Source organism: Streptomyces sp. NPDC057697 (assembly GCF_042799335.1).
GTDB lineage: Bacteria > Actinomycetota > Actinomycetes > Streptomycetales > Streptomycetaceae > Streptomyces.
On record NZ_JBHVJA010000009.1, the window covers coordinates 187,392 to 208,938 of the forward strand.

At 72.2% G+C, this 21,547-nt stretch carries 18 protein-coding genes; 13 read left to right on the forward strand and 5 right to left on the reverse strand.

Annotated features, from left to right (window positions below):
• Positions 1 to 31 precede the first annotated feature (31 nt).
• The gene (locus tag ACFVFH_RS23315; RefSeq protein WP_383771866.1) at positions 32 to 268 is read left to right on the forward strand and encodes a hypothetical protein; all 237 of its coding nucleotides are present in this window, start codon (positions 32 to 34) and stop codon (positions 266 to 268) included.
• A 489-nt stretch (positions 269 to 757) separates the two neighbouring features.
• Here ACFVFH_RS23315 and ACFVFH_RS23320 read toward each other — a convergent pair whose 3' ends face one another.
• Positions 758 to 1,768, reverse strand: coding sequence for a hydroxyacid dehydrogenase (locus ACFVFH_RS23320; RefSeq protein WP_383771868.1), 1,011 nt, complete (start codon positions 1,766 to 1,768; stop codon positions 758 to 760).
• Between the two features lie 483 nt (positions 1,769 to 2,251).
• On the opposite strand from ACFVFH_RS23320, the gene ACFVFH_RS23325 reads away from it, so the two are divergent.
• From ACFVFH_RS23325 to ACFVFH_RS23360, 8 genes are all read left to right on the forward strand, one after another.
• On the forward strand, positions 2,252 to 3,580 hold the full coding sequence (locus ACFVFH_RS23325) for an extracellular solute-binding protein (RefSeq protein WP_383771870.1): 1,329 nt from the start codon (positions 2,252 to 2,254) through the stop codon (positions 3,578 to 3,580).
• Positions 3,577 to 4,548: a carbohydrate ABC transporter permease gene (locus ACFVFH_RS23330; protein WP_383771871.1), complete on the forward strand. Its 972-nt coding sequence runs from the start codon at positions 3,577 to 3,579 to the stop codon at positions 4,546 to 4,548. The genes ACFVFH_RS23325 and ACFVFH_RS23330 overlap by 4 nt, the downstream gene beginning before the upstream one ends.
• On the forward strand, positions 4,545 to 5,411 hold the full coding sequence (locus tag ACFVFH_RS23335; RefSeq protein ID WP_383771873.1) for a carbohydrate ABC transporter permease: 867 nt from the start codon (positions 4,545 to 4,547) through the stop codon (positions 5,409 to 5,411). Before ACFVFH_RS23330 ends, ACFVFH_RS23335 begins: the two co-directional genes overlap by 4 nt.
• A 98-nt stretch (positions 5,412 to 5,509) precedes the next feature.
• Positions 5,510 to 6,829 (forward strand): alpha-L-fucosidase, encoded by a 1,320-nt coding sequence (locus ACFVFH_RS23340; RefSeq protein WP_383771875.1) that lies wholly within the window; start codon positions 5,510 to 5,512, stop codon positions 6,827 to 6,829.
• Positions 6,830 to 6,875: 46 nt separating this feature from the next.
• A complete protein-coding gene (locus ACFVFH_RS23345; RefSeq protein WP_383771877.1) occupies positions 6,876 to 8,309 on the forward strand; it encodes a polysaccharide lyase 6 family protein in 1,434 nt (477 codons plus the stop codon).
• A 121-nt stretch (positions 8,310 to 8,430) separates the two neighbouring features.
• Complete coding sequence (locus tag ACFVFH_RS23350; RefSeq protein WP_383771879.1) at positions 8,431 to 9,858, forward strand: chondroitinase-B domain-containing protein; 1,428 nt, start codon at positions 8,431 to 8,433, stop codon at positions 9,856 to 9,858.
• 179 nt (positions 9,859 to 10,037) lie between these two features.
• Positions 10,038 to 10,880: a sugar phosphate isomerase/epimerase family protein gene (locus ACFVFH_RS23355; RefSeq protein ID WP_383771881.1), complete on the forward strand. Its 843-nt coding sequence runs from the start codon at positions 10,038 to 10,040 to the stop codon at positions 10,878 to 10,880.
• A 44-nt stretch (positions 10,881 to 10,924) separates the two neighbouring features.
• Positions 10,925 to 11,593, forward strand: coding sequence for an SGNH/GDSL hydrolase family protein (locus ACFVFH_RS23360; protein WP_383771883.1), 669 nt, complete (start codon positions 10,925 to 10,927; stop codon positions 11,591 to 11,593).
• Positions 11,594 to 11,741: 148 nt separating this feature from the next.
• Here the strand turns inward: ACFVFH_RS23360 and ACFVFH_RS23365 are convergent, their stop codons facing one another.
• Positions 11,742 to 12,776: a metallophosphoesterase family protein gene (locus ACFVFH_RS23365; RefSeq protein WP_383771885.1), complete on the reverse strand. Its 1,035-nt coding sequence runs from the start codon at positions 12,774 to 12,776 to the stop codon at positions 11,742 to 11,744.
• Positions 12,777 to 13,046: 270 nt separating this feature from the next.
• Positions 13,047 to 14,612 (reverse strand): serine protease, encoded by a 1,566-nt coding sequence (locus ACFVFH_RS23370; protein ID WP_383771887.1) that lies wholly within the window; start codon positions 14,610 to 14,612, stop codon positions 13,047 to 13,049.
• A 141-nt stretch (positions 14,613 to 14,753) separates the two neighbouring features.
• On the opposite strand from ACFVFH_RS23370, the gene ACFVFH_RS23375 reads away from it, so the two are divergent.
• A complete protein-coding gene (locus tag ACFVFH_RS23375; RefSeq protein WP_383771889.1) occupies positions 14,754 to 15,428 on the forward strand; it encodes an RNA polymerase sigma factor in 675 nt (224 codons plus the stop codon).
• Complete coding sequence (locus ACFVFH_RS23380; RefSeq protein WP_383771891.1) at positions 15,425 to 16,480, forward strand: CU044_5270 family protein; 1,056 nt, start codon at positions 15,425 to 15,427, stop codon at positions 16,478 to 16,480. Before ACFVFH_RS23375 ends, ACFVFH_RS23380 begins: the two co-directional genes overlap by 4 nt.
• 304 nt (positions 16,481 to 16,784) lie before the next feature.
• On the opposite strand, the gene ACFVFH_RS23385 is transcribed toward ACFVFH_RS23380, so the two are convergent.
• Positions 16,785 to 17,969, reverse strand: a complete 1,185-nt coding sequence (locus ACFVFH_RS23385; RefSeq protein ID WP_383771893.1) for an amidohydrolase — start codon at positions 17,967 to 17,969, stop codon at positions 16,785 to 16,787.
• Between the two features lie 205 nt (positions 17,970 to 18,174).
• Between ACFVFH_RS23385 and ACFVFH_RS23390 the strand changes: the two genes are divergently transcribed.
• On the forward strand, positions 18,175 to 18,798 hold the full coding sequence (locus ACFVFH_RS23390) for a TetR/AcrR family transcriptional regulator (RefSeq protein WP_383771895.1): 624 nt from the start codon (positions 18,175 to 18,177) through the stop codon (positions 18,796 to 18,798).
• A gap of 111 nt (positions 18,799 to 18,909) precedes the next feature.
• Here the strand turns inward: ACFVFH_RS23390 and ACFVFH_RS23395 are convergent, their stop codons facing one another.
• Positions 18,910 to 19,065, reverse strand: coding sequence for a hypothetical protein (locus tag ACFVFH_RS23395; protein ID WP_383771898.1), 156 nt, complete (start codon positions 19,063 to 19,065; stop codon positions 18,910 to 18,912).
• A 425-nt stretch (positions 19,066 to 19,490) separates the two neighbouring features.
• On the opposite strand from ACFVFH_RS23395, the gene ACFVFH_RS23400 reads away from it, so the two are divergent.
• Positions 19,491 to 21,113, forward strand: a complete 1,623-nt coding sequence (locus ACFVFH_RS23400; RefSeq protein WP_383771900.1) for an amidohydrolase — start codon at positions 19,491 to 19,493, stop codon at positions 21,111 to 21,113.
• The last annotated feature ends 434 nt before the right edge of the window (positions 21,114 to 21,547 follow it).

The window sequence follows — 21,547 nt, forward strand, 5'->3', positions numbered from 1 at the left end:
GTGTCGCCCGCGGCGTGGAAGCGATCTACGCATGACCGAAAGCAACAGTCCTCATATCGCGATGCCTCGCATCACCGTGCTGGGCGTGCAGCCCGGCGATCCGCCCTTCCGCCTCGTGGAGATCGACGGGGAGGTCGTCCTGGAGGCGACGTCGATGCTGGACGTGATCGCCGCCGCCTCGGCCGCGGGAATCAAGATCCATGACCTCGACGACCCCGATGTGGTGCGGTGGGTGGGCGGCGGGAAACTCACCTGGAGGCTGCACTGAGAACCGCCCCGCGGCGCACGGGCGCGGGGCGGGCGGGGCACCGCGCCGGGCGGGTGAGCCGGTGCGTCGCGTCCACGCGGTGCGGCCGAGTGTCCCGGGCGCGCTCGTGGCGCGATCGCCGGCCGGTTCCCGGTGCGGTGGCCCCGGCGCGGGCGCGCCCGCCCCGGGACGGCGGCGGAGCGGACGTCCCGGACGAGGCCGGGATGTCGGTGGTCCTGGTGCTCCGCGGGTTGATGACCGGCTCCTTCGGCGTTGCGACGGCGGCGACTCGTAGCGGCACGCGCACACCCGTCACGCGGTCACCGGCGTTCGGACCCACCGGCGTACGGACCCGGGTACACCGTCACGAGTCGGAGCCGACGGCCCGACTGGCCCCGAACTCTCCCGCCCCGCACTGACGTTCCGCGCACGTTTCCCTGACGTTTCGCTGACGTCACGCATGCGGCCCCGTCGTGCCGGGGCGCATGCGTGACGCCGGCTTCCGCGGCCTCAGGCCAGGGTGGTGGCACGGTCGGGGTCGATGGCGTGCTGAAGAGGCAAGTCATGTATAAAGCGTCGGAGTTCGTCGAGCACCAGCGCTCCGAGACGGTGCCGTTCGGCCCCGAGAGCACCGCCGAGATGGGGTGTCAGGACCACGTTGGGAAGGGTGAAGAGTGGCGAGTCATGGGCGGGAGGCTCCGGGTGTGTGACATCGAGTACGGCGGTGAGGTCGGGTCTGGCGCGCAGCACCTCCGCCGCGGCGGTCTCGTCGACGAGCGCGCCCCGGGCGGTGTTGATCAGTGTGGCGCCCGGCCCCAGGGAGTTCAGCAGCCGGGACCCGATCGTGCCCCGGGTCTCGGGCAGGAGGGGGGCGTGCAGGCTGACGACATGGCTGGTGGCGAAGAGCTCCTCGATGCCCACGAGCCGGACGCCCGCCCGCCGGGCGGATTCCGTGGAGGCGAGGGGGTCGGTGGCGAGGATCTCGATGTCGAAACGACCGAGGTGGGAGGCGACGAGACGGCCGATGTGCCCGAGCCCCAACAGGCCCACGCGTGACCGGTAGGCGCCCGGCACCTGGGGGTTGTGGGGGAAGCGGCGGCTGCTCGCCACCTCCCGGGTGATCCGGTGCACCTGCTTCAGCCCGAGGAGGACCTGGGCGAGGGTGAACTCCGCCACCGGTACGGCGTTGGCCGCGGCCGCGGAGACGATCGGCACGCCGCGCGCCCAGAACTCGGGTGTGGTCAGATGCCGTACGGAGCCCGCGGCGACGAAGACCGCCCGCAACCGGGGGGCGTGGGACAGGAAGGCGGCATCGAGAACGGGCGCGCCCCAGCCCGTGAGCAGCACGTCGACGTCGCGCAGCACCTCGGGATCCTCGGCGAGCCGCTGCCGTGTGAGGGGCGGGCCCTGCATGCGTACAAGACCTTCGATTTCGGCTAGGACCTCGCGGGGGTAGACGTCCGCCCTGCGTTCTTCCTCCATGACCAACAGGGCGGTCGGTCTGCGGTCCGGCTCGTTCATGGCGTTGCGCTCCTCAGCTCCCCGCCGACAGGCCGTCAGCGGCGGGAACCGCGGAGCCTGATCGGGTGCGTGGGGAAATGTCTGACCGGATGTTGAAGATTGGCGTGGCTTGTTCGTTGCCTTGGCCGACGTGCTTGCAGCACGATACATCGGATGATTGAAATGGCCCCCGGGCGAGGATCGGTCATCCGATGCCTGCCGCCCCAGCGGTCGTGTTGTGCGGGGGCGGTGGGTGTGTGTTCGGTCGATCGTTGCCTGGGGCAGTCAATTTATGGGCTCGACAGGCGCTTTCGCGCGTGGGGTGATCCGCCTGAGGGGGCTGCGGGGGGTGAGGGGTGCGTACGGGGTGTGTCCGGCGGACTCGCGGTGGAGCCTCGGAGAACTTTTGCATTCATCGGACTATTGACCACGGATTCGGACCCCGTTAGCGTCCCAGCAAGCGCTTTCCAGGCCAGCTGTGATGCGGCGAAAACAGGAGTTGTCATGCAGAGATCGCGGTGGATCGGTGCGGGTGTTCTCGCTTCCGCACTGGTCCTCACCAGCTGTACATCAGGGCCTGCGGGAGTGGATGCCAAGCAGAACTCGAAGGCACCGCTCGAACTGTGGACCCGGACGACACCGGGCGGACCGGGGGAGAAGGGGACCCTCAAGCTCGCCGCCGCCTTCGAGAAGGCCACGGGCTTCAAGGTCGAGGTCACGGCGATCTTCGACGACTTCGAGACCAAGCTCCAGCAGCGGGCCGCGCAGAAGAATCTGCCCGACATCGTCCTGAACGACGTCACACAGCTCGGCGCCATGCACAGCCAGGGCCTCCTCCGGGAGATCGACCTGGACAAGATCAAGAACAGCAAGCAGGTCGTCGGCCAGGGGCTGGACTCCGGCAAGAGCGTGGACGGCAAGCAGTACGGCCTGCCGTACTCGGCCCAGGCGTCCGCGCTGCTCATCCGCAAGGACTGGCGCGAGAAGCTGAAGCTCCAGGCCCCGCGGAGCTGGGACGACTTCGCCGCGATGGCCGAGGCCTTCACCACCAAGGACCCCGACGGCGACGGCAAGAACAACACGTACGGTCTCGCCGCCCCGCTGTCCACCAAGCGCGGATACGCCTCCTGGTACTTCTCCAACTTCCTCTGGGCGGCGGGCGGGGACTTCATCACCGAAACCGGTGACGGAAAGTACAAGCCCGCGATGACCACGAAGGAATCGGTCCAGGCCGTGCAGTGGTTCCGCGACCTCGGCTGCAAGGCCAAGGCCATCCAGCCGGGCGCCGTGACCATGGAGACCCCGCCCACGAACGAGACCTTCGAGGCCGGCCGGACCGGCATGTTCGTCGTCGGACCGTATCTGCTGCCCCGCTTCGACGAGACCCTCGGCAAGGACAAGTACGAGGTCGTGCCGATGCCCAAGGGGCCCAAGGACGCCACCGTGCTCGCCGAGGGCGGGTCCGTCTATCTGATGGCCGGCTCCGAGAACATGGCGGGCCAGGACGCCTTCGCCGACTTCGCGCTCTCCGCCGAGGGCCAGAAGACCGGCATGGAGGGGGAGACCGGCTTCACCGTGCAGCTGCCCGTCAACAAGACGGTCGACATCTCCCAGGTCCGTCCCGACCCCCGCTGGAAGACCTACGCGGAGATCTACCAGAGCTCCGGCCGGTACGCGCCGTCCATCCCGAACTGGACCCCGGTGCGGCAGACGACCGCCGACGCCGTCAACGCGCTGATGGCCGACTGCGGCCTGGACACCGGGACCAAGCTGAAGGAGCTCGACAAGCAGCTCGCCGACATCCTCAAGGAACAGGGAATCGCCGCGTCATGAGTCTTGACCAGGCGGATCCGGCCGCCCTCCCGGCGGCCGGGCCCGCCACCCGGAAAACGGGCCGCACGGCCGGCGGCGGCGCCGGCCGCCGCGGGCACGACCGCCGCGCGGGCCGCTGGTGGACGCCGTGGCTCTTCCTGGCCCCGGCACTGCTCCTCTTCCTGTACTTCAAGTTCATCCCGATGGTCAGCGCGCTGACCATGTCCTTCCAGGACGTCCAGCCCTACCTCGGCAACAAGTGGGTCGGCACCGAGAACTACGCCACGGTGCTCCAGTCCGACGGCTTCCGCGAAGCCGCCTGGCACACCGTCGTCCTCGCCGCCGGGCAGACGGCCGGCTCGATGCTCCTCGGCCTGGTGCTCGCCCTGCTGATGGAGGGCCAGGGCCGCCGGCTGGGCTTCGTGCGCTCCGCGGCGTTCCTGCCGGTGGTGGTGCCGATCGCCGTCGTCGCCGAACTCTGGCGGATCATGTACCACCCGACCGCCGACGGCATGCTCAACTCCGTGCTCGGCCTGGTGGGATTCGGACCCTCGGGATTCATCAACGACCCCGACTCGTCGATGGCCTCCATCATGCTCACCGGCATCTGGCGGGGCGCCCCCTACGACATGATGATCTTCCTCGCCGGCCTCACCAGCGTGGACCGCGGCCTGTACGAGGCGGCGAAGGTCGACGGCGCCTCCAGGATCCAGCGGGTCTGGCACGTGACCGTGCCCGGACTGCGGTCGGTGTTCTCGATCCTGTTCATCCTCGCCGCGATCCGCGGACTGCGGGTGTTCACCGAGGTGTTCCTGCTCACCAACGGCGGACCCGACGGCTCCACCGAGGTCGTGATGACCCTGATCTACAAGCTCGGTCTCGAACAGAACCGACTCGGTGTCGGAGCGGCGGGAGCCGTCCTGCTGTTCCTCGCGACGCTGGTCCTGACAGTCGTCGTCCACCTGCTGCGACGGAGAGAGAGCAAATGAACGCGCCGACCGAGACCGCGCTGGGCCTGACGGAGAGCAGGAGTCCGGGCGGGCGGATCCTGAAGGCCGTCACCTACCTGCTGGTCCTGATCGTCTTCGCCGGGCCGCTGCTGGCCCTGCTGGTCAGCGCCTTCGGACACGTCAAGGACCCGACCCAGCTGAGCATCGTCCCCTCGGGCGCCACGCTGGACAACTTCAAGATCGCCTTCGATCAGGGCGTCCTCGCGTACCTGCTGAACTCGTTCTTCGTGGTCGGCTTCGGGCTGCTGCTCCAGGTGGCCGTCTCCGTCCTCGCCGGGTACGCCCTGGCCAGGAAGGTCTTCCCGGGGATGACGGTGGTGCTCGTCGCCATCCTGGCGACGCTGATGCTGCCCGAGGAGATCCTGGCCCTCCCGCTCTCCGTGATCCTCTCCGACCTGCCGGTCGTCCACTTCAACCTCATCGGCACCCTGGCCGGAATGATCGTCCCGCTGGGCGCCTGGGGATTCTCCATCCTCGTGATGACCGAGTTCATGAAGGACGTGCCCCGGGAACTCGAAGAGGCCGCCCGGATCGACGGCGCCGGCGACCTGCGCATCTTCGCCCAGATCATCCTGCCGATGTGCAAGCCCGCGCTCGGCGTCATCGGAGTCTTCGGCTTCACCATGATCTGGGACCAGTACCTGCTGCCCCTCCTGGTCTCCACCGACTCCTCCTCGTACACGCTCCCGCTGGCGCTGCGAACCCTGCGGATCGACCCCGCCGTGACGCCCGGAGTGGTGATGGCCGCCTCGCTGCTGGCCCTGCTCCCCTCCGTGATCGTCTTCCTGTTCTTCCAGCGTTCCTTCGTGCACGGCCTGGCGTCCGGCGCCCTGAAGGGCTGACCCGGCAGGCCGCCCCCGCCCCCCGACCCCCGTACGACCAGCCCTTTGACAGCGCACCGGGCACGCCACCGGACGCCGACGACAAGGAACGATGCCCCATGACCCCGAGCGCCGAGACCCCGTCAGCGCCCGCCGCGCCCGCCCCGGACACCACCTGGTTCACCGACGACCGGTTCGGCATGTTCGTCCACTGGGGCCTGTACTCGCTCGCCGCACGGCACGAGTGGGTCAAGAACCGGGAGAAGCTGACCGACGAGCAGTACCAGGTCTACTTCGACCACTTCGACCCCGACCGTTACGACCCGGTCCAGTGGGCCAGGGCGGCCAGGGCGGCGGGCATGCGGTACGTCGTCCTGACCACCAAGCACCACGACGGCTTCTGCCTGTGGGACAGCGCCCTCACCGAGTACAAGGTCACCAACACCCCGCACGGCCGCGACCTCGTCGGGCCGTTCGTCGAGGCGTGCCGCGCCGAAGGGCTCAAGGTCGGTCTCTACTACTCCCTCATCGACTGGCACCACCCGTCCTTCCCCGTGGACGGCACCCACCCCCAGCGCGACGACGAGGAGTTCAAGGCCGCGGCCGCCGACCGCGACATCCGCGACTACCAGCGCTATCTGCACGGCCAGGTCCGCGAACTGCTCACCTCCTTCGGGCGGATCGACTACCTCTTCTTCGACTTCTCGTACGCGGGCCGCACCTGGTGGGGCGGCAAGGGCCCGGACGACTGGGATTCCCCGAAGCTGCTGGAGACGGTCCGCGAACTCCAGCCGCATGTGCTCGTCAACGACCGGACCGGCCTTCCCGGCGACTTCATCACACCCGAGCAGTACCAGCCCTCCGGTCCCATGACCAAGGACGGGCGGCCCGTGCTGTGGGAGGCGTGCCAGACGCTCAACGGGAGCTGGGGCTACGACCGCGACAACCTGGACCACAAGAGCGCCGACCTGCTGATCCGCATGCTCGTCGACGGGGTGTCCAAGGGCGGCAACCTGCTGCTCAACGTCGGCCCGACCGGCCGCGGCGACCTCGAACCACGCGCCGTCGCCGTCCTCGGCGAGATCGGCCGGTGGATGGACCTGAACGAGCGGTCGGTCCGCGGCTGCGGCCCGGCCCCGTACACCGCCCCCGCCGAATGCCGGTACACCCAGCGCGGCGACCGGCTCTACGTCCACCTGTTGGCCTGGCCGCTGCGCCATCTGCACCTGCCCGGACTCGCCGGCCGGGTGCGCTACGCCCAGTTGCTGAACGACGCCTCGGAGATCCTCCAGGTCCACATCGACCCGGACCGGCCCGCGCAGAACACCGAGATGGGCGGGCAGCCCGCCGGGACGCTCACGCTCGAAATCCCCGTCCAGCGCCCCGACACCCCCGTGCCCGTCATCGAGCTCTTCCTGGACGCCCCGGCCGACGCCTGATACGGGTCCGGCCCCCTCGACCCACCACCACACTCACGGAGGCATCATGCAACGCCGCACGTTCCTCATGGGCACCGCAGCAGGCGCGGCGCTGGCCGTCGCCCCCACCGGCGGCCTCCTGACCGCGAGCGCCACGGCGGCACCGGCCGCCGTCGGTTCGCTGGACGAACTCCAGGCCGCCATCGACCGGGCCCGGCCGGGCGACCGCATCGTCGTGGCCGACGGCACGTACACCGTCCCGTCGGACCGGCCCCTCACCATCCGGAACAAGCGGGGCACCCGCCGCGCGCCCATCACCGTCGTCGCCCGGACCCTCGGCGGCGTCGTCCTCGACGGCGAACAGAGCTTCGTCCTCGACAACTCCAGCCACATCACCCTCAGCGGCTTCTCCTTCCGCCAGAACACCACCCTGGACATTCCGCCGAGCTGCTCGCACATCAGGCTGACCCGCAACGACTTCCAGCTCGCCGACATCGAGGGCGTGCACTGGCTGATGGTGCGCGCGGACGACAGCGAGATCGACCACAACCACTTCCACGGCAAGTCCACACTCGGCATCTACCTCGGCATCGAGGGCGCGGGCACGGAAGAGATGGCGCAGCGCGTCCACATCCACCGGAACTACTTCTCCGACCACACCTTCCCCGGGGACAACGGCGGAGAGCCGATCCGGCTCGGTGTCAGCCCCCGCGCCCTGTCCAGCGCCCACGCGGTCGTGGAGTACAACCTGTTCGAGCGCGCCGACGGCGACCCGGAGGCCATCTCCGTGAAGAGCTCGGACAACGTCATCCGGCACAACACCATCCGCGACAGCTTCGGCGGCATCGTCCTGCGGCACGGCAACCGCAACCGGGTCGAGGGCAACCACCTCCTCGCCGGTACGGAGGGCGTGCGGATCTACGGCAACGACCATGTGATCGTCAACAACCACCTCGCCGGTCTGGCCGGGCGGGCCATGGTGATCGGCAGCGGCTCGGAGCGCGACCACACGCCCGGCGAGTCGCCCGACACGCGCCGCGGCAACGACGCTCCGGACCGGGTCCTCATCGCGTACAACACCCTGGTGAACAACAACGGCACGCTCTCCGGCGAGAGCCGGCGCCCCCACGAGCCGCGCGATGTGACCGTCGCGGACAACCTGTTCGTCGCCGACTCCGGCGAACTGGTCGCGATGGCCGACACCGTACGGTTCACCTGGTCCGGCAACATCCTGTGGGGCGCCGCGGGCGACGGCAACATCCCGTCCGGCGGCTACACCCGGGTCGACCCGAAGCTGGTCACCGGCCCGGACGGCGTGGCCCGGCTTTCCGCCGGCAGCCCGGCGATCGGCGCCGGCACCCTCAGGCCGTCACCGGTCACCCATGACATCGACGGGGACCCGCGCGGCCGGACCCAGGACGTGGGCGCGGACGAGTACGCGAAGCGGGCCCCGAGGATCCGGCCGCTGACCCCGGCCGACGTCGGTCCGCACGCCCGCTGAGCACCCCACCCGGGAGGGACGGCCGGGCCCGCCCCGGCCGTCCCGCCGTCGCACGCCGGTCCGTCCAGCGCGGGGGCTGTACGGACCGGCCCGTCATGTACTTGTCGCCACAGGAGGCATCATGCAACGACGCACGTTCCTCAGGGGCACCGCGGTGGCAGCGCTCGCCGCCGTGCCCCTCAGCACCTCGATGTCGGTCGACGCTTCGGCGGCCGACATCCCCGTCAGCAGCCTGGCCGCACTCCAGAGCGCGATCAACGGCGCCGCACCCGGCGACCGGATCGTCGTGGCCGACGGCACGTACACCGTCCCGTCGGGGGGTGCGATCAACGTCTCCGGCAAGAACGGCACCAGCGCCGCGCCGATCACCATCGTGGCCAAGTCCCGCGGTGGCGTGGTGCTCAAGGGCGAACGCGGCTTCGTCTTCGCCGATTCGAGCAACATCACCGTCAGCGGCTTCGCCTTCCGGCAGAGCACCACGCTGGAGATCCCGGTGAACTGCTCGTCGATCCGCCTGACCCGCAACGACTTCCAGCACGCGGACGACGGCGACCCGTACTGGGTCGTCGTACGGGCGAACAGCACGAAGATCGACCGGAACCACTTCCACAACAAGACGACCACGGGCATCTTCCTGATCGTCGACGGTCCGGGCTCCACCGACATGGCCCAGAACACCCACATCCTGCGGAACTACTTCTCCGACCACAGCTTCGCCGGGGACAACGGCGGCGAGTGCATCCGCCTCGGCGTCAGCGGGCGGGCGCTGTCCGCCGCGAACGCGGTCGTGGAGTACAACCTGTTCGAGCGCGCCAACGGCGACCCCGAGGCCATCTCGGTGAAGTCCTCCGACAACATCATCCGGTACAACACCATCCGCAACAGCCGGGGCGGCATCGTGCTGCGCCACGGCAACCGCTCCCGGGTGGAGAGCAATTACCTGATCGGCGGCGAGGAGGGGGTGCGGCTCTACGGCAACGACCACCTGATCGTCAACAACTACCTCGCCGGACTCTCGAAGCGGGCCCTGGTCGTCGGCAGCGGCACCACCCGCGACCACAACTCCGGCGAGACACAGGACGAGCGGCGGGGCAACGACGCCTGCGACCGCGCGGTGATCGTGCACAACACCCTGTTCGGCAACGCCGGCGCGCTCTCGGGCGAGAGCCGGGCGTACGAGCCCCGGGACGTGGTCATCGCCGACAACCTGCTCGTCGGCGACTCCGGGAGCCTGGTCGCGATGGGGACGACCACCGACTTCACCTGGCAGAGCAACCTGCTGTGGGGCGCGGCCTCCGACGGGAACATCCCGTCCGGTGGCTACACCCGGGCCGACCCGAAGCTGGTGACCGGGACGGACGGCGTGGCCCGGCTCTCCGCCGGCAGCCCGGCGATCGGCGCGGCCACACTGGCCGACCCGGGCGTGAGCGACGACATCGACGGCGACCCGCGGGGCAGCGCCCGCGACATCGGCGCCGACGAGTACGCGACCGCTGCCGCGCTCCGGCACCCCCTCACGACAGCGGACGTGGGCCCCAACGCGGCGTGAGACACCACCGCCGGGAGGGCCCTTCCCCGCAAGGGGCGGGCCCTCCCGTACCGGCCGGAGAAGCCCCGTACCGGCCGGAGAAGCCCCGTACCGGCCGGAGAAGCCCCGTACCGGCCGGCGAAGACCCGGAGAAGAACGAGGAACGCGCCGCCGGACGGCGGCCGCAGGAGAGGAACGCTGTGACAGGCAGGGAGAGCCCCGACCGCGCGGGGCGCGGCGCGGCGGACCGCACCCCGGACAGCCCGCAGGCCGCACCGGCTCCCGTGGCCAGGCCGGGCATCTGCTCGGTCACCTTCCGGCGGCTGCCCGCCGCAGAGGTCGCCCGCCTCGCCGCGGACGCGGGCCTGGCGGCGGTCGAGTGGGGAGCGGACGTGCACGCGCCTCCGGAGGACCCCGACACCGTCCGCGCGGCCCGCGACGCCTCCCTCCGGTACGGACTCACCTGCTGCTCGTACGGCTCGTACTTCCGCGCCGCGCCGGGCGAAGCGGCCGGATTCCCCGGGATCGCCCGCGCCGCCGCACTCCTCGGAGCGCCCCGGGTACGGGTGTGGGCGGGCGGAGCCGGATCGGGTGATGCCACACCCCGGGAGCGGAGCGGGACCGCCGCGGAGCTGCGGGAGGCGGCCCGGATCGCCGCGGACCACGGGCTGGATCTGGCGCTGGAGTTCCACGGCGGAACCCTCACCGACACCGTCGGCTCCACCGTCCGCCTGTTGGACGAGGTGGGCGCGGACAACCTCCGGACCTACTGGCAGCCCCCGCAGAACACCCCCGACGAGGAGGCGCTGGCGGGGCTCCGCGCCCTCGTCGACCGGGTCGACGCCGTGCATGTCTTCTCGTGGTGGCCGGGCAACCACCGACTGCCGCTGGCCGACCGAGCGGGCCTCTGGGCCGAGGTCTTCGCACTGCTGAACGCGCGACGCGTCCCGCTGGACGCGCTCCTGGAGTTCGTGCCCGGCGACGACCCCGCCGTACTGCCGCGCGAGGCCGATACGCTGCGGCGCGTCGCGGCTCGCCGATGAGCGCGGCACCCACACCCCACCCTCCCCACCCCAGGACGGCACACATGCACATCACGGGAACGGACACCCTCCTGTTCATCGGTGACTCCATCACCGACGCGGGCCGCGACCGGGCCGACGCCACGTCCCTCGGCAGCGGGTACGTCCACGAGATCGCGCGCACCCTGCACGAGGGCACCGACGGCGCCGCCGTCCCCACGGTCATCAACAAGGGCGTCAACGGCAACCGGGTGTATGACCTCGCCGCCCGCTGGACCACCGACGTCATCGACCACCGGCCCACCGTGGTCACGGTCAAGATCGGCATCAACGACACCTGGCGCCGCTACGACAGCGGGCTGCCCAGCCCGGTCGACGAGTTCGAGGCGTGCCTCGACGGCCTCCTCGCGGAGACCACGCGCACGCTCTCCGCGCGACTCGTCGTCATCACCCCGTTCCTGCTCCCGGTCGCCCCGGAGCAGAAGGAGTGGTTCGAGGACCTGACGCCCCGTACCGAGGCCGTCCTGCGCGCCGCGGCGGCCAACGGGGCCCAGGTGGTCCGCGCGGACCTCGCGCTGGCCCGCGCCGCGCGGACGAAGGAGGCCGCGGAGCTGGCCCGGGACGGAGTCCACCCGAGCCCCCTCGGCCACCGGATCATCGCCGACGCCTGGCTCGCCGAGGCGGACCCCCGCCCGCTCGGACAGCAGGGGGAGGCCCGGCCGGACCTCGGCTGATCCGACGCGGCCGAGGACCGCACCGCACCGCTGAAGCGCGGGGCACGCACCGGACCGGGCACCGGCTCGCCGGTGCTGTCGCCGTGCCCGTGGAGAACGGACCCCGGGACGGATGCCGCGCCGGCACGCGGCATCCGCCCCTCGGGGGTCAGGACGTGGTGTGCAGCGGGACGGTCAGCTGCTTGAGCCAGGTGCCGGTGGTGAAGTCGCGGGCCTTGATGACGACGGAACGCGGACCGACCTCGACCTGGAGCCCCTGGTTGAAGGCGTTTCCGAGGGAGACCTCACCGCCCTTGCCGTCGTCCATCCAGCCGACCTGGACGGCCGAGGTGTTCACCACGGTGAACCCTTCGAGGTTGCCGGTGCCGGGAACGACGCGGCGCACCACCCAGTCCGACAGGTTGAGATCCCAGTGGGTGTGCCCGGAGAAGAGGAACACGTCCTTGTGGCGGCCCAGGATCGACAGCAGCCGGTCGGGCTGGAGGTAGTCGTTGAGGTAGAGCTTGTTGTGTGTGCCCGACACCGTGTTGGGGAGCGGGTGGTGGGTCAGCACCATGACGGGCTTGCGGCGGCGCGCCCAGTACGCGAGCCGGTCCTCCAGCCAGGCGAACTGCGCGTCGCTGATCCACACCTCGTCCCACAGCTTCGCGTCGTGGTAGTGGGAGTAGCGCTCGGTGCCCAGGCTGAGCACCGGGACGCCGCCGAAGGAGGTCTCCGAGTAGACCTTGTTGCGCCCCGCGAAGTTGTAGAAGCTGCGGAAGAGCGAGTCCTCGGTGGTGCCGTTGGGCCAGGTGTCCTGGGCCAGCGTGTTGGGGTCGCTGTACTTCGGCACGTAGAACTCGTGGTTGCCGATGGCCCACGCGATGTTCTTGGGACGCGGGTGCCGCTTGAGCGTCTGGCGGACCGCCGCGTACTCGAAGTCGTAGCCGCGCGGGGTGATGTCACCGGCTATGCCGAGGCCGGCGCTGTCGGGGTTGATGCGGTGCAGATCGTCGAGGGCCTTGCCGAAGTCGGTGAGGTCGCCCTGGATGTCACTGATGATGTTGAACCGGACCGTGCGGCCCCTGTCGGGCCGGTGCGGAGCGGCCTCGGCCGCGGGCGCCGCGAGCCCCGCGCCGACGGCGAGTGCGCCGCCCACCAGCGACGCGCTGCCTGTGGTGGCCATGAACGATCTGCGATCCATCGGTACTTCCTTCGTCGGTGCGCCCCCGTGTGTGTGGGACGCGGCGAGTGTCGCCGCCCAGGATGGCCCGTCGGGATACCGCAGATGACCATGGCTTGAACTGTTCGTCTATCGATGGCGTGTTTCCGATGGTGTTCGTCAACCGGGCCCGGAGTCGGCCGGGTTCCCCGCAGAGCGCCGGCGGGCGTGCACGGCCGGGAATGCCGTGGGACCACGCCGACGCCCCGCGTCCGGGGCAACGCCCCGGTCACCGCCGCCCGTTCGGCCGGATCACCGGGTGCGGTAGGCGTCGAGGAGGGTCTGGGTGAGCGTCCGGCCGCCGGCGTCGGTCAGTTCGGCGCGCAGCGAGACGCCGGTGTCCGGGCCCGGGTTGTGGACCGTGACGGCGCCGCGCTCGACCGGCACCCGCTTCCAGGAGGCGCCGCCGTCCACCGAAACGGACACGGCCAGCGAGCGCAGCTTCCCGTTGGCCGCGGCGCCCTGCACCGTGACGGGGACCCGCAGCGTCGTGTCCGCCACGGCGGTGCCGGTGGAGCCGAGCACGGGGGAGAACCGCACGGCGCTCACGGGCACTTGGGCCGGAGCGGCCGTCGTGTCCGAGGTGAAGGTCCACACCGCGGTCACCCGGGTGGCGGTGCCGGGCGCGCCGGAGCGCCGCACCGTGCTGGTGATCCGGTACGTCGCACGCCCCGGCGGCACGGTGAACCGGGCCTGTCCGGGCGCGCCGGTCCGCGTCCCGACGAGCACACCGTCACGGTGCAGCGCGGTCGAGGCACTGGCGTACGACGGCGACGACGGCACATGGCCACCGCCGTCCATGAGCAGCGGGACGTCGACGGTGAGGGCGTCGCCGTCGCGCACGACGCCGGAGCCGCCGGTGAGACCGGGACCGAAGACGGCGTTGTCGAAGGTGTGCGTGGTGGTGCGCCCGGCGCGCACGGCGACACCGTCGGCGGCATAGCGGTTCGAGGGGCCGCCGGGCGTGCGGGGAGCCAGGTAGGTGATGTCCCAGGTGCCGCGTTCGGGTGTCACGAGACAGATGGCGGTGCCGGGCGTCGGCAGGGCCCGGGAGAGCCCGACGGTCAGTCCGGAGCTCGGTTGCAGGTCGACGGAGCCGGTGCCCGCGGTGCCCGGCAGGGCGGCGCCACGGATTTCCAGGGTGGCCAGGTCCTTCGCGGCGGGGTGCCGGGTGAGCCCGGTCAGGGCGCGCGCTCCGGTGAGGACGTAGCCGAGCGCGTAGTCGGCGTCCGGAGTGGTCCAGTACCCGTCGAACCACTGCTTCACGGATCCGGCCTCGGCGTCCGGGCCCAGATGGGCGACGCGCAGCCGCGCCGAGGAGGAGATCAGGTTGACGAGCCGTACGGCGTCCCGGTGCCGCACCTCGACGACCGTGGCGCTGTGCAGGAAGCGCGCCGAGCGGTCGGGCGGCCGCACGTCGACGGGGGCCGCGGTCCGCGCGTCGACGACGACGGTGGTGTCGCGGTCCAGGTCGAGGCGCGGCTGCACGATCCAGTCCGTGCCGCCCGCCCCGTCAGCGGAGACCAGGGAACTGTCCAGCAGATAACGGCCCGCGGGCAGCCGCACGGTGACGGTACCGGAGGGGTCGTGCGGCCGGACCACCTCGTCGGCGCCCGCACCGGAGATCCCGGTGACGGTCGTCTCGTACGAGCCGGTGGGCCCGCCGGTGCGGTCGAGGTGCTTGATCGTGAGGGTGTACGTCGGCGCGGTCGCGGCGAGGGCCGGGGTGTTCCAGGCGGTTGTCGCGCCACCGGCCACCGCGGCGGCCACGGCCATGGTCCGCAGGACGTTGCGGCGGGGTACGGAGGAAGGAGTCATGACCTGCACTGCGCCGACGGGCGCCGGAGTTCCGGTGAGCCACGTCACACCGCCCGTGGAAACGCGGCCCGGACCGCGCGTGTGGCACACGTCACGGGAACCGGCGCAACGGACGTGGCAGAGCAGAGTGTGGAATCACTCATGAGGAATCGCTTCCGCCGCGGGGACCGCGGAGCTCTGGGGGAGCTGTACGACGAGCACTCCCAGGTGCTGTACCGGTACGCCCTCCGCGTCACCGGTGACTGGGCGGAGGCGGAGGACGTCGTCTCGGCGACCTTCCTGGAGGCGTGGCGCAGCCGGGAGAAGGTGCACCCCGAAGGCGACGGGCTGCGCCCGTGGCTGCTGGGCATCGCCACCAACGTCATGCGCCGTGACGCCCGCGCCCGCCGCCGCCGTGACATCGCGCTCGCCCGCGTCCCGGAACGCGGTTCCGTCCCGGACTTCGTCGACGACCTCGTCACCCACCTCGCGGACGCCGAGCAGTTGCGGGCGGCGCACGCCGCACTCGCCCGGCTGCGCCGCCGGGACCGGGAGGTCTTCACCCTCGTGGTCTGGGAGGGCCTGGACTACGCGGCCGCGGCCGAGGCGCTCGGCGTACCGGTCGGCACCATCCGTTCGCGGCTCTCCCGCGCCCGCACCCGCCTGCGCGCACTCGCCGACGCCGAGGCCCGCCGCGCCGCCCGTCCGCGCCCCGGGTGGCCCCGGGGCGTCCGCCCGGCCGCGCCGGAGGGCCGGGACCTCTGCGTCACCCCCGTCGAGCCCGCACCGGTCCGCGTTCCCGCGGTCCGCCCGTCCCGCCAGGAGAAGCACGGATGAACACCAGCCCGCGGCACCCCACGGACCAGTCGGCCGAGACGGGCGAAGGCCCCGGCGGGCCGCTGCCCCCGCCGCCTGTCCCCGGCCTGGCTCCCGACCGCGCGCTGCTGCTGAAGCGGGCGCTGCTGGCCGAGGCCGCCGCCACCGGACCGTCCGGCGCGCGCGTCCGTCGGCCCGTGGTCCGGTTCCTGGCACCGGCGGTCGCCTGCGCCCTGGCCGTCGGCGGTGTCGTCCTGGTGCACCCCATGGACGCGCCGGGTCCCGGGGCCCCCGCCGTCGCCGGGGGCGGCGCCCCCCGCGCGCCCGAAGCCGCACGGCTGCTCGACCGCATCGCCCTCGCCGCCGCCGGGGAACGGCGGCAGACGGTCCGGGCCGACCAGTTCGTGTACGTCGAGAGCCGGGTCGCCTACGCGGCGCAGAGCGCCGGGGGAGGCCCCGTGACGATGCCGCCCGCCCACGTGCGGCAGGTGTGGCTGTCCGCCGACGGCAGCCGCCCCGGCCTGCTGCGCGAGGCGGGCTCGCCCGACTCACGGCTCGCCGCGGATGCTCCGGCCGACACCCTCGACGGGCCCGGGGCGACCCCTCGGCCCGGTCGCCCGAACACCTCGGGGCCGTCGGTCGGCAGCCCCACCCATGCCTATGTCGCGGCGCTGCCCACCGACCCCGACGCCCTGCTGGGGCTGATCCGGGACGAGACCCGGGGGCAGGGCCAGGACCCGGACCAGCGGGCGTTCACCGCCATCGGTGACCTGCTGGCCGAGACCTGGGCCCCGCCACGGGTCGGCGCCGCGCTCTACCGCGCCGCCGCGAAGATCCCCGGCGTCACGGTGGTACGCGCGGCCGAGGACGCCGCGGGCCGCGAAGGAGTCGCCGTCGCCCGCACCGCGCACGGGCGGCAGACGCAGTGGATCTTCGACCGGACCACGTACGCCTTCCTCGGTGAACGCACGGTCCTCGCCGAGGCGGGTGACGCCGGACCGGCGGGCACCGTCGTCGGCACCTCGGCGGTCCTCGTCCGGGCCGCCGTCGACCGTACGGGCCGGCTTCCATAGACGGGTCGTCCGGCACACGGGCGGGCGACGCGCGCGCAGCCGCCTCCGGACCGGCTCCGAGGTCTCCCTCATTCCGTGACCGGTTCGTTTTCCACGAGGTGTGCGGGCCCGTCGTCGACAGAGTTCCGTCGCCGCCGGGGGCCGCGACGTCGGAACGCCGAGAGGGCCGGCCGGTCCGTCAGGAGCACCGCGTCGTACGGACTGCGGTCCTTCGCACCGCGGACGCCACAGCCCCGGTCCGGAGCTGCCGGGGCGCCGCCCGCGCCGGACCCGCACCGTACGCGCCGCCTGCGCGCCGTGTACGTCAGCCGTGTCGCGCGGTCACGCAGCGGGCCCGCCATGACGCGTCGGACGCGAGGTCGAGGCCGGTCCAGGCCATCGCGAGCGCGCCGTCGAGCACCGCGTCGTCCCCCGCCGGGCTCGCGGCTTCCTCGGCGAACCGCCGTGTGTGCGGCATCCCCAGGGCGCCCAGCACCCCGAGACCGGGGTGGATGGCGGGCATGGCGCGGGTGACGTTGCCCATGTCGGTGGAACCCCCCGTGCCCTGGGGCACCGGGCCCGGCTCGGACACCTCCCGGCCGGTCGCGCGCAGATTACGGGCGTACGCGGCCATCAGCGCCGCGTCCTGCCGCAGATCGAGGTAGTCGGGCTGGAGCGGCCGCACCTCCATCGTCGTACCGGTGGCCAGCGCGGCGCCCCGGAAGCAGTTGAGCACCCGTTCCCGCAGCTCGCCGAGTTCCTCGCCGGTGGGGGTGCGCACCTCGTATTCGAGCGCCGAACGCTCGGGGATGATGTTGGTGCGCTCCCCGCCCAGCCGGACGATCCCGGCCACCCGGTACCCGTCCGGCAGCTGCTGGCGGAGCTGCCCCACCGCGACCTGGGCGACCACCGCGGCGTCGGCGGCGTTGAGCCCGTGCTCGGGGGCCGCGGCGGCATGGGAGGCCCGGCCGGTGAAGGTGATCCCCAAGCGGGCGACCGCGTTGCTGGAGCCGCGCGGATCCGTGATGTCGACGGGGGCGGGGTGCACCATCATCGCCACCGTCACATCGTCGAAGGCGCCGCGTTCCAGCATCAGCACCTTCCCGCCGCCCTCCTCCTCGGCCGGTGTGCCCAGCAGTTTCACCCGGAAGCCGAGCTCGTCCGCGACCGAGGCCAGGGCTATCGCCGCGCCCGCGCCGGCGGCGCAGATGATGTTGTGCCCGCAGGCGTGGCCGATCTCCGGCAGCGCGTCGTACTCCGCGCACACCCCCACCGTCAGGTCACCGCTGCCGTACTCGGCGGTCAGCGCGGTCGGCAGGTCGCACGCCGCGCGACGCACGGCGAACCCGGCGTCCTCCAGCAGCACCGCGAGCCGCTCGGCGGCCCGGGTCTCGTCGAACGACAGCTCAGGATCGTCGTGCAGCTGGTGGCTGAGCTCCAGAAGCCTGTCCTTGTACGTGTCGAGACGGGCGGCGACGCGGTCGCGCAGCGACGGGTCGGCTGCGGGCATGGGGATCCTCCACTCGAAGCGGGCAGACCAAAATGGAAACTATTCGTTTCCTAAGTCGCCCCCCTGTCTACTCGCTCATGGGCGGAGGTGTCCAGGGCTACGGCGCACCCCTCGGCGCCCGGTGGCATCGCGGGCGGCCCGCTTCAGTCAGAAACTTCCCGTTTCCCATTGACGCGGGGCGCCGCGTGCCCCGAAATAGGAGGTCATGGCGAAGAGCACCCAACGGCCGGTCGGCCGGCCCCGCAGCGAGGACGTCCGGGACCGGGTCGTCGGCGCGGCCGAGGAACTGCTCGCCGAGAGCGGCTACCTCGGCATGACCATGGACGAGATCGCGGTGCGCGCGAAGGTCTCCAAGAAGACGCTCTACCGGTGGTGGCCGCACAAGGCCGCGGTGACCGCGGAAGTGCTCGTCGCCCGTGCCGAGGTGCGCACCATCCCCGACCTCGGCGACACCCGCGCCGAACTGCTCGTGCTCTTCGGGTACATCGACGAACTCACCCGCGCCCGCGACACCTTCACCCGGCTGTGCCTCGTCGAGGCCGCAGCCGAGGAGGCGGGTGTCATGCAGTCCTTCCTCGACGTCGTGCAACGACGCCGGGACCAGGCCCGAGCCGTCGTGCAGCGCGGCATCGCCCGGAGGGACCTGCCCGCCGACATCGACGCCGACGCACTGCTCGACCTGTGGAACGGGTACTTCGTCTACCGGCGTTCCTTCCGCCCCGCGCCCGTGCACCAGGACACCGTCCGCCAGCTCGTCGACCTGGCCCTCGCGGGGCAGGTGCCGCGCCTGCCCGACGAGAGCCGGGACCCGCGCGCCGGGGACGCCTGAGCGGGGGAGGGGTGCGCGACGGGAAGCGCGGTATGGGCGGCCGGCCGTGACGCGAGCGGCGCGGTCACCGGCCGGGGGTGCTCCGGGGTCTTGGTGCGGTTGCCCCCGTGGTCAGCCTTCCTCGTCCTCCGCGCGGCGTTCGCCCTCGGCCTGGGACGGCTGGCTGCGCCGGGTGGCGGGGTGCCGCTCCTCGGCCGGATCCCTGTCCTCGTCCAGCCTCTCGCCCTCGGCCTGCGACGGAGTCGAGTACTCGATGTTCTCCCTCATGGCCGCCTCCGTGGTCGGGATGCGCCTACACGTCGAGCGTATCGCTTCCGTACGGCCGACGGGCCGGGCCGTCCGGGGGGCCGGGCCGTCCGGGGGACCGGGGCGGTGGAAGCCGGGTACGGTCCCGTGTCGGGGCTTTCCCCCCTTGCCTATTGGTCGCACACTCAATAATATCCCTTTCATGACGTCAAAGGTTCAACGGTCACGCCTCAAGACGCCCGCTGCCGGGCATCGGCCGACGCCCGGCAGCTGAGCCGGCGGGAGCCCGTCCCGCGTGGCCGGACCGCCACCGGACCGGCCGATGGCAGGAGCGGCCGCGCCGGTCGAACCGTGACCCCGCGGGCGGCGGCCTCCGCACCTCGGCCGTACCTGGCCGGACCGCCGCGCTCCGTATCACCCACCGACCCGTCCCAAGGAGTACGCCCGTGCACCCCGGCCTCGTCCTGCTCTCCGCCCGTCTCCTCGACGTCGTCACCGGGGAGCTGCTCCCGCAGACCGCCCTGGCCGTGTCCGGGGGACGGATCTCCGCACTCGACGACGACCGGCGCATCCGCGCCCTCGCCGGTCCCGCGACCACGGTGATCGACCTGAAGGGCGCCGTGGTGACCCCGGGGCTCGTCGACGGCCACATCCACCCCGTCATGGGCGCCGAGCTCGCCCGGGGGCTGGACCTGTCCGGGTGCACCACCCTCGACGAGGTGCGCCACGCCCTGGCGCGGGAGGCCCGGTCCCTCGCCCCCGGCGCCTGGCTGCACGGCTGGGGCCTGGACCCGAACGTCTTCGGCGACGGACCCGTCACGTCCGCCGCCCTCGGACCGGTCCTGGACGACGTCCCCGCCCTCCTGCTGCTCTTCGACGCCCACTCCATGCTCGCCAGTCCCCGTGCGCTGGAGCTCGCCGGTGTCGACGGGCCCCGCCGGTTCGAGGAGCACGCCGAGATCGTCTGCGACGCCGCGGGCCGCCCCACCGGCCTCCTGCTGGAGGACGCCGCCTGCGAACTGGTCGCTCGGGCGGCCCCGCGGATCGACCCCGCCGAGCGCCGCGCCGGTCTCGTCTCGGCGCTGCGCGAGCTGGCCGCCGCCGGGCTGACCGGCGGTCATGCCATGGACGCCAACGGCGAGAGCCTGTCGCTGTACGCCGAGCTCGACGAGGCGGGCGACCTGCCGCTGCGCCTGAGGGTCGCTCCCTGGTGCCGGCCCGGCGCGGACGGCGCGGCCGTGGCCGAGCTCATCCAACAGCAGGGCACCGGCGGCCGGCTCTGGCAGGTGGCAGGCGTCAAGCTCTTCATGGACGGCACCATCGACAACGGCACCGCCTGGCTGGAACGGCCGGACTGCCACGGCGAATCCACCCACGCCTTCTGGCCCGACCCCGCGTCCTTCACCGGGGTCGTCGCCGAGCTCCACCGTGCCGGAGTCCCCACGGCCACCCACGCCATCGGCGACGCCGCCGTACGCCATGTACTCGACGCCGTGGAGAAGGCGACGCGTGCGGGGCACCGAGGAGTCCGCCACCGGGTCGAGCACATCGAAACCGTCCCCGACGACACCCTGCGCCGCTTCGGCGAACTCGGTGTCATCGCGTCCATGCAGCCCACGCACTGCTGCGACTTCACCCGCGCCGACCACACCGACAACTGGTCCCGGCGGCTCGGCGAGGAGCGCGCCGCGCGCGCCTGGCGCTGTCGCGACCTGTGGGACTCGGGCGCCACCGTCGTCCTCGGTTCCGACTGGCCGGTCGCCCCCTACCCTCCGCTCACGGTGATGGCCGGAGCCCGTCACCGCCGCCCCACCCGCGACCTCACCCAGCCCCCGCACGGCCCCGGCCAGGCGCTCACCGCACGTGAGGCGCTCCAGGCCATGACCCTCAACCCCGCGTTCGCGGCGGGCGAGGAGCAGCAGGCGGGACGCCTGGCCATCGGCCACCGCGCGGACCTCACCGTGTTCGCGGAGAACCCGCTCACCACGCCCGCGACCGACCTGGCGGGCCTGCCCGTCCTGCTCACCGTGGTCGACGGCCGCACCACCCACCGCGACATGGGCCTGTGACGGGAGGAGGGACGCGGCGTTCCCCCTGATGCCCGAGCCCCCGCGCCTCCCGCATCGTCGCGGGTACACCTGTGCTTGTCGGTGACGCGGACCCTGCTTGTCGGTGATGCGGACCTCGCGCCGACATCGGAGGTGCCGTCGCTCTCCCCGTTGTCGGCCTTCAAGACCACGACCAGGTCTTGAAGGCCGACGTCACGCGCGGGACCGAACAGGCCAACAGCGTCCCGGGGGTGGCGCGGGCCCCGGTGCGAGGGGCAGCAGCTCGGGCCGTCCCCTCACGGACCGCGGACCGCGTTTCCCCCGTCGACGGGACTGGCGGGGCATCCCGCGACCCCGCGACCCCGCCACCCCGTGACGGGGTCGGCCATGGCCAACTCGGCCTGCCCACAGGCACCCTCGGCCAGGGAAGCGCTCCGCGCACGGCGAGAAGGCGG

Coding starts and splice junctions, on each gene's coding strand:
- ACFVFH_RS23315 (WP_383771866.1), top strand. CDS start 32: ATGACCGAAAGCAACAGTCCTCATATCGCGATGCCTCGCATCACCGTG.
- ACFVFH_RS23320 (WP_383771868.1), bottom strand. CDS start 1,768: ATGAACGAGCCGGACCGCAGACCGACCGCCCTGTTGGTCATGGAGGAA.
- ACFVFH_RS23325 (WP_383771870.1), top strand. CDS start 2,252: ATGCAGAGATCGCGGTGGATCGGTGCGGGTGTTCTCGCTTCCGCACTG.
- ACFVFH_RS23330 (WP_383771871.1), top strand. CDS start 3,577: ATGAGTCTTGACCAGGCGGATCCGGCCGCCCTCCCGGCGGCCGGGCCC.
- ACFVFH_RS23335 (WP_383771873.1), top strand. CDS start 4,545: ATGAACGCGCCGACCGAGACCGCGCTGGGCCTGACGGAGAGCAGGAGT.
- ACFVFH_RS23340 (WP_383771875.1), top strand. CDS start 5,510: ATGACCCCGAGCGCCGAGACCCCGTCAGCGCCCGCCGCGCCCGCCCCG.
- ACFVFH_RS23345 (WP_383771877.1), top strand. CDS start 6,876: ATGCAACGCCGCACGTTCCTCATGGGCACCGCAGCAGGCGCGGCGCTG.
- ACFVFH_RS23350 (WP_383771879.1), top strand. CDS start 8,431: ATGCAACGACGCACGTTCCTCAGGGGCACCGCGGTGGCAGCGCTCGCC.
- ACFVFH_RS23360 (WP_383771883.1), top strand. CDS start 10,925: ATGCACATCACGGGAACGGACACCCTCCTGTTCATCGGTGACTCCATC.
- ACFVFH_RS23365 (WP_383771885.1), bottom strand. CDS start 12,776: ATGGATCGCAGATCGTTCATGGCCACCACAGGCAGCGCGTCGCTGGTG.
- ACFVFH_RS23370 (WP_383771887.1), bottom strand. CDS start 14,612: ATGACTCCTTCCTCCGTACCCCGCCGCAACGTCCTGCGGACCATGGCC.
- ACFVFH_RS23375 (WP_383771889.1), top strand. CDS start 14,754: ATGAGGAATCGCTTCCGCCGCGGGGACCGCGGAGCTCTGGGGGAGCTG.
- ACFVFH_RS23380 (WP_383771891.1), top strand. CDS start 15,425: ATGAACACCAGCCCGCGGCACCCCACGGACCAGTCGGCCGAGACGGGC.
- ACFVFH_RS23385 (WP_383771893.1), bottom strand. CDS start 17,969: ATGCCCGCAGCCGACCCGTCGCTGCGCGACCGCGTCGCCGCCCGTCTC.
- ACFVFH_RS23390 (WP_383771895.1), top strand. CDS start 18,175: ATGGCGAAGAGCACCCAACGGCCGGTCGGCCGGCCCCGCAGCGAGGAC.
- ACFVFH_RS23395 (WP_383771898.1), bottom strand. CDS start 19,065: ATGAGGGAGAACATCGAGTACTCGACTCCGTCGCAGGCCGAGGGCGAG.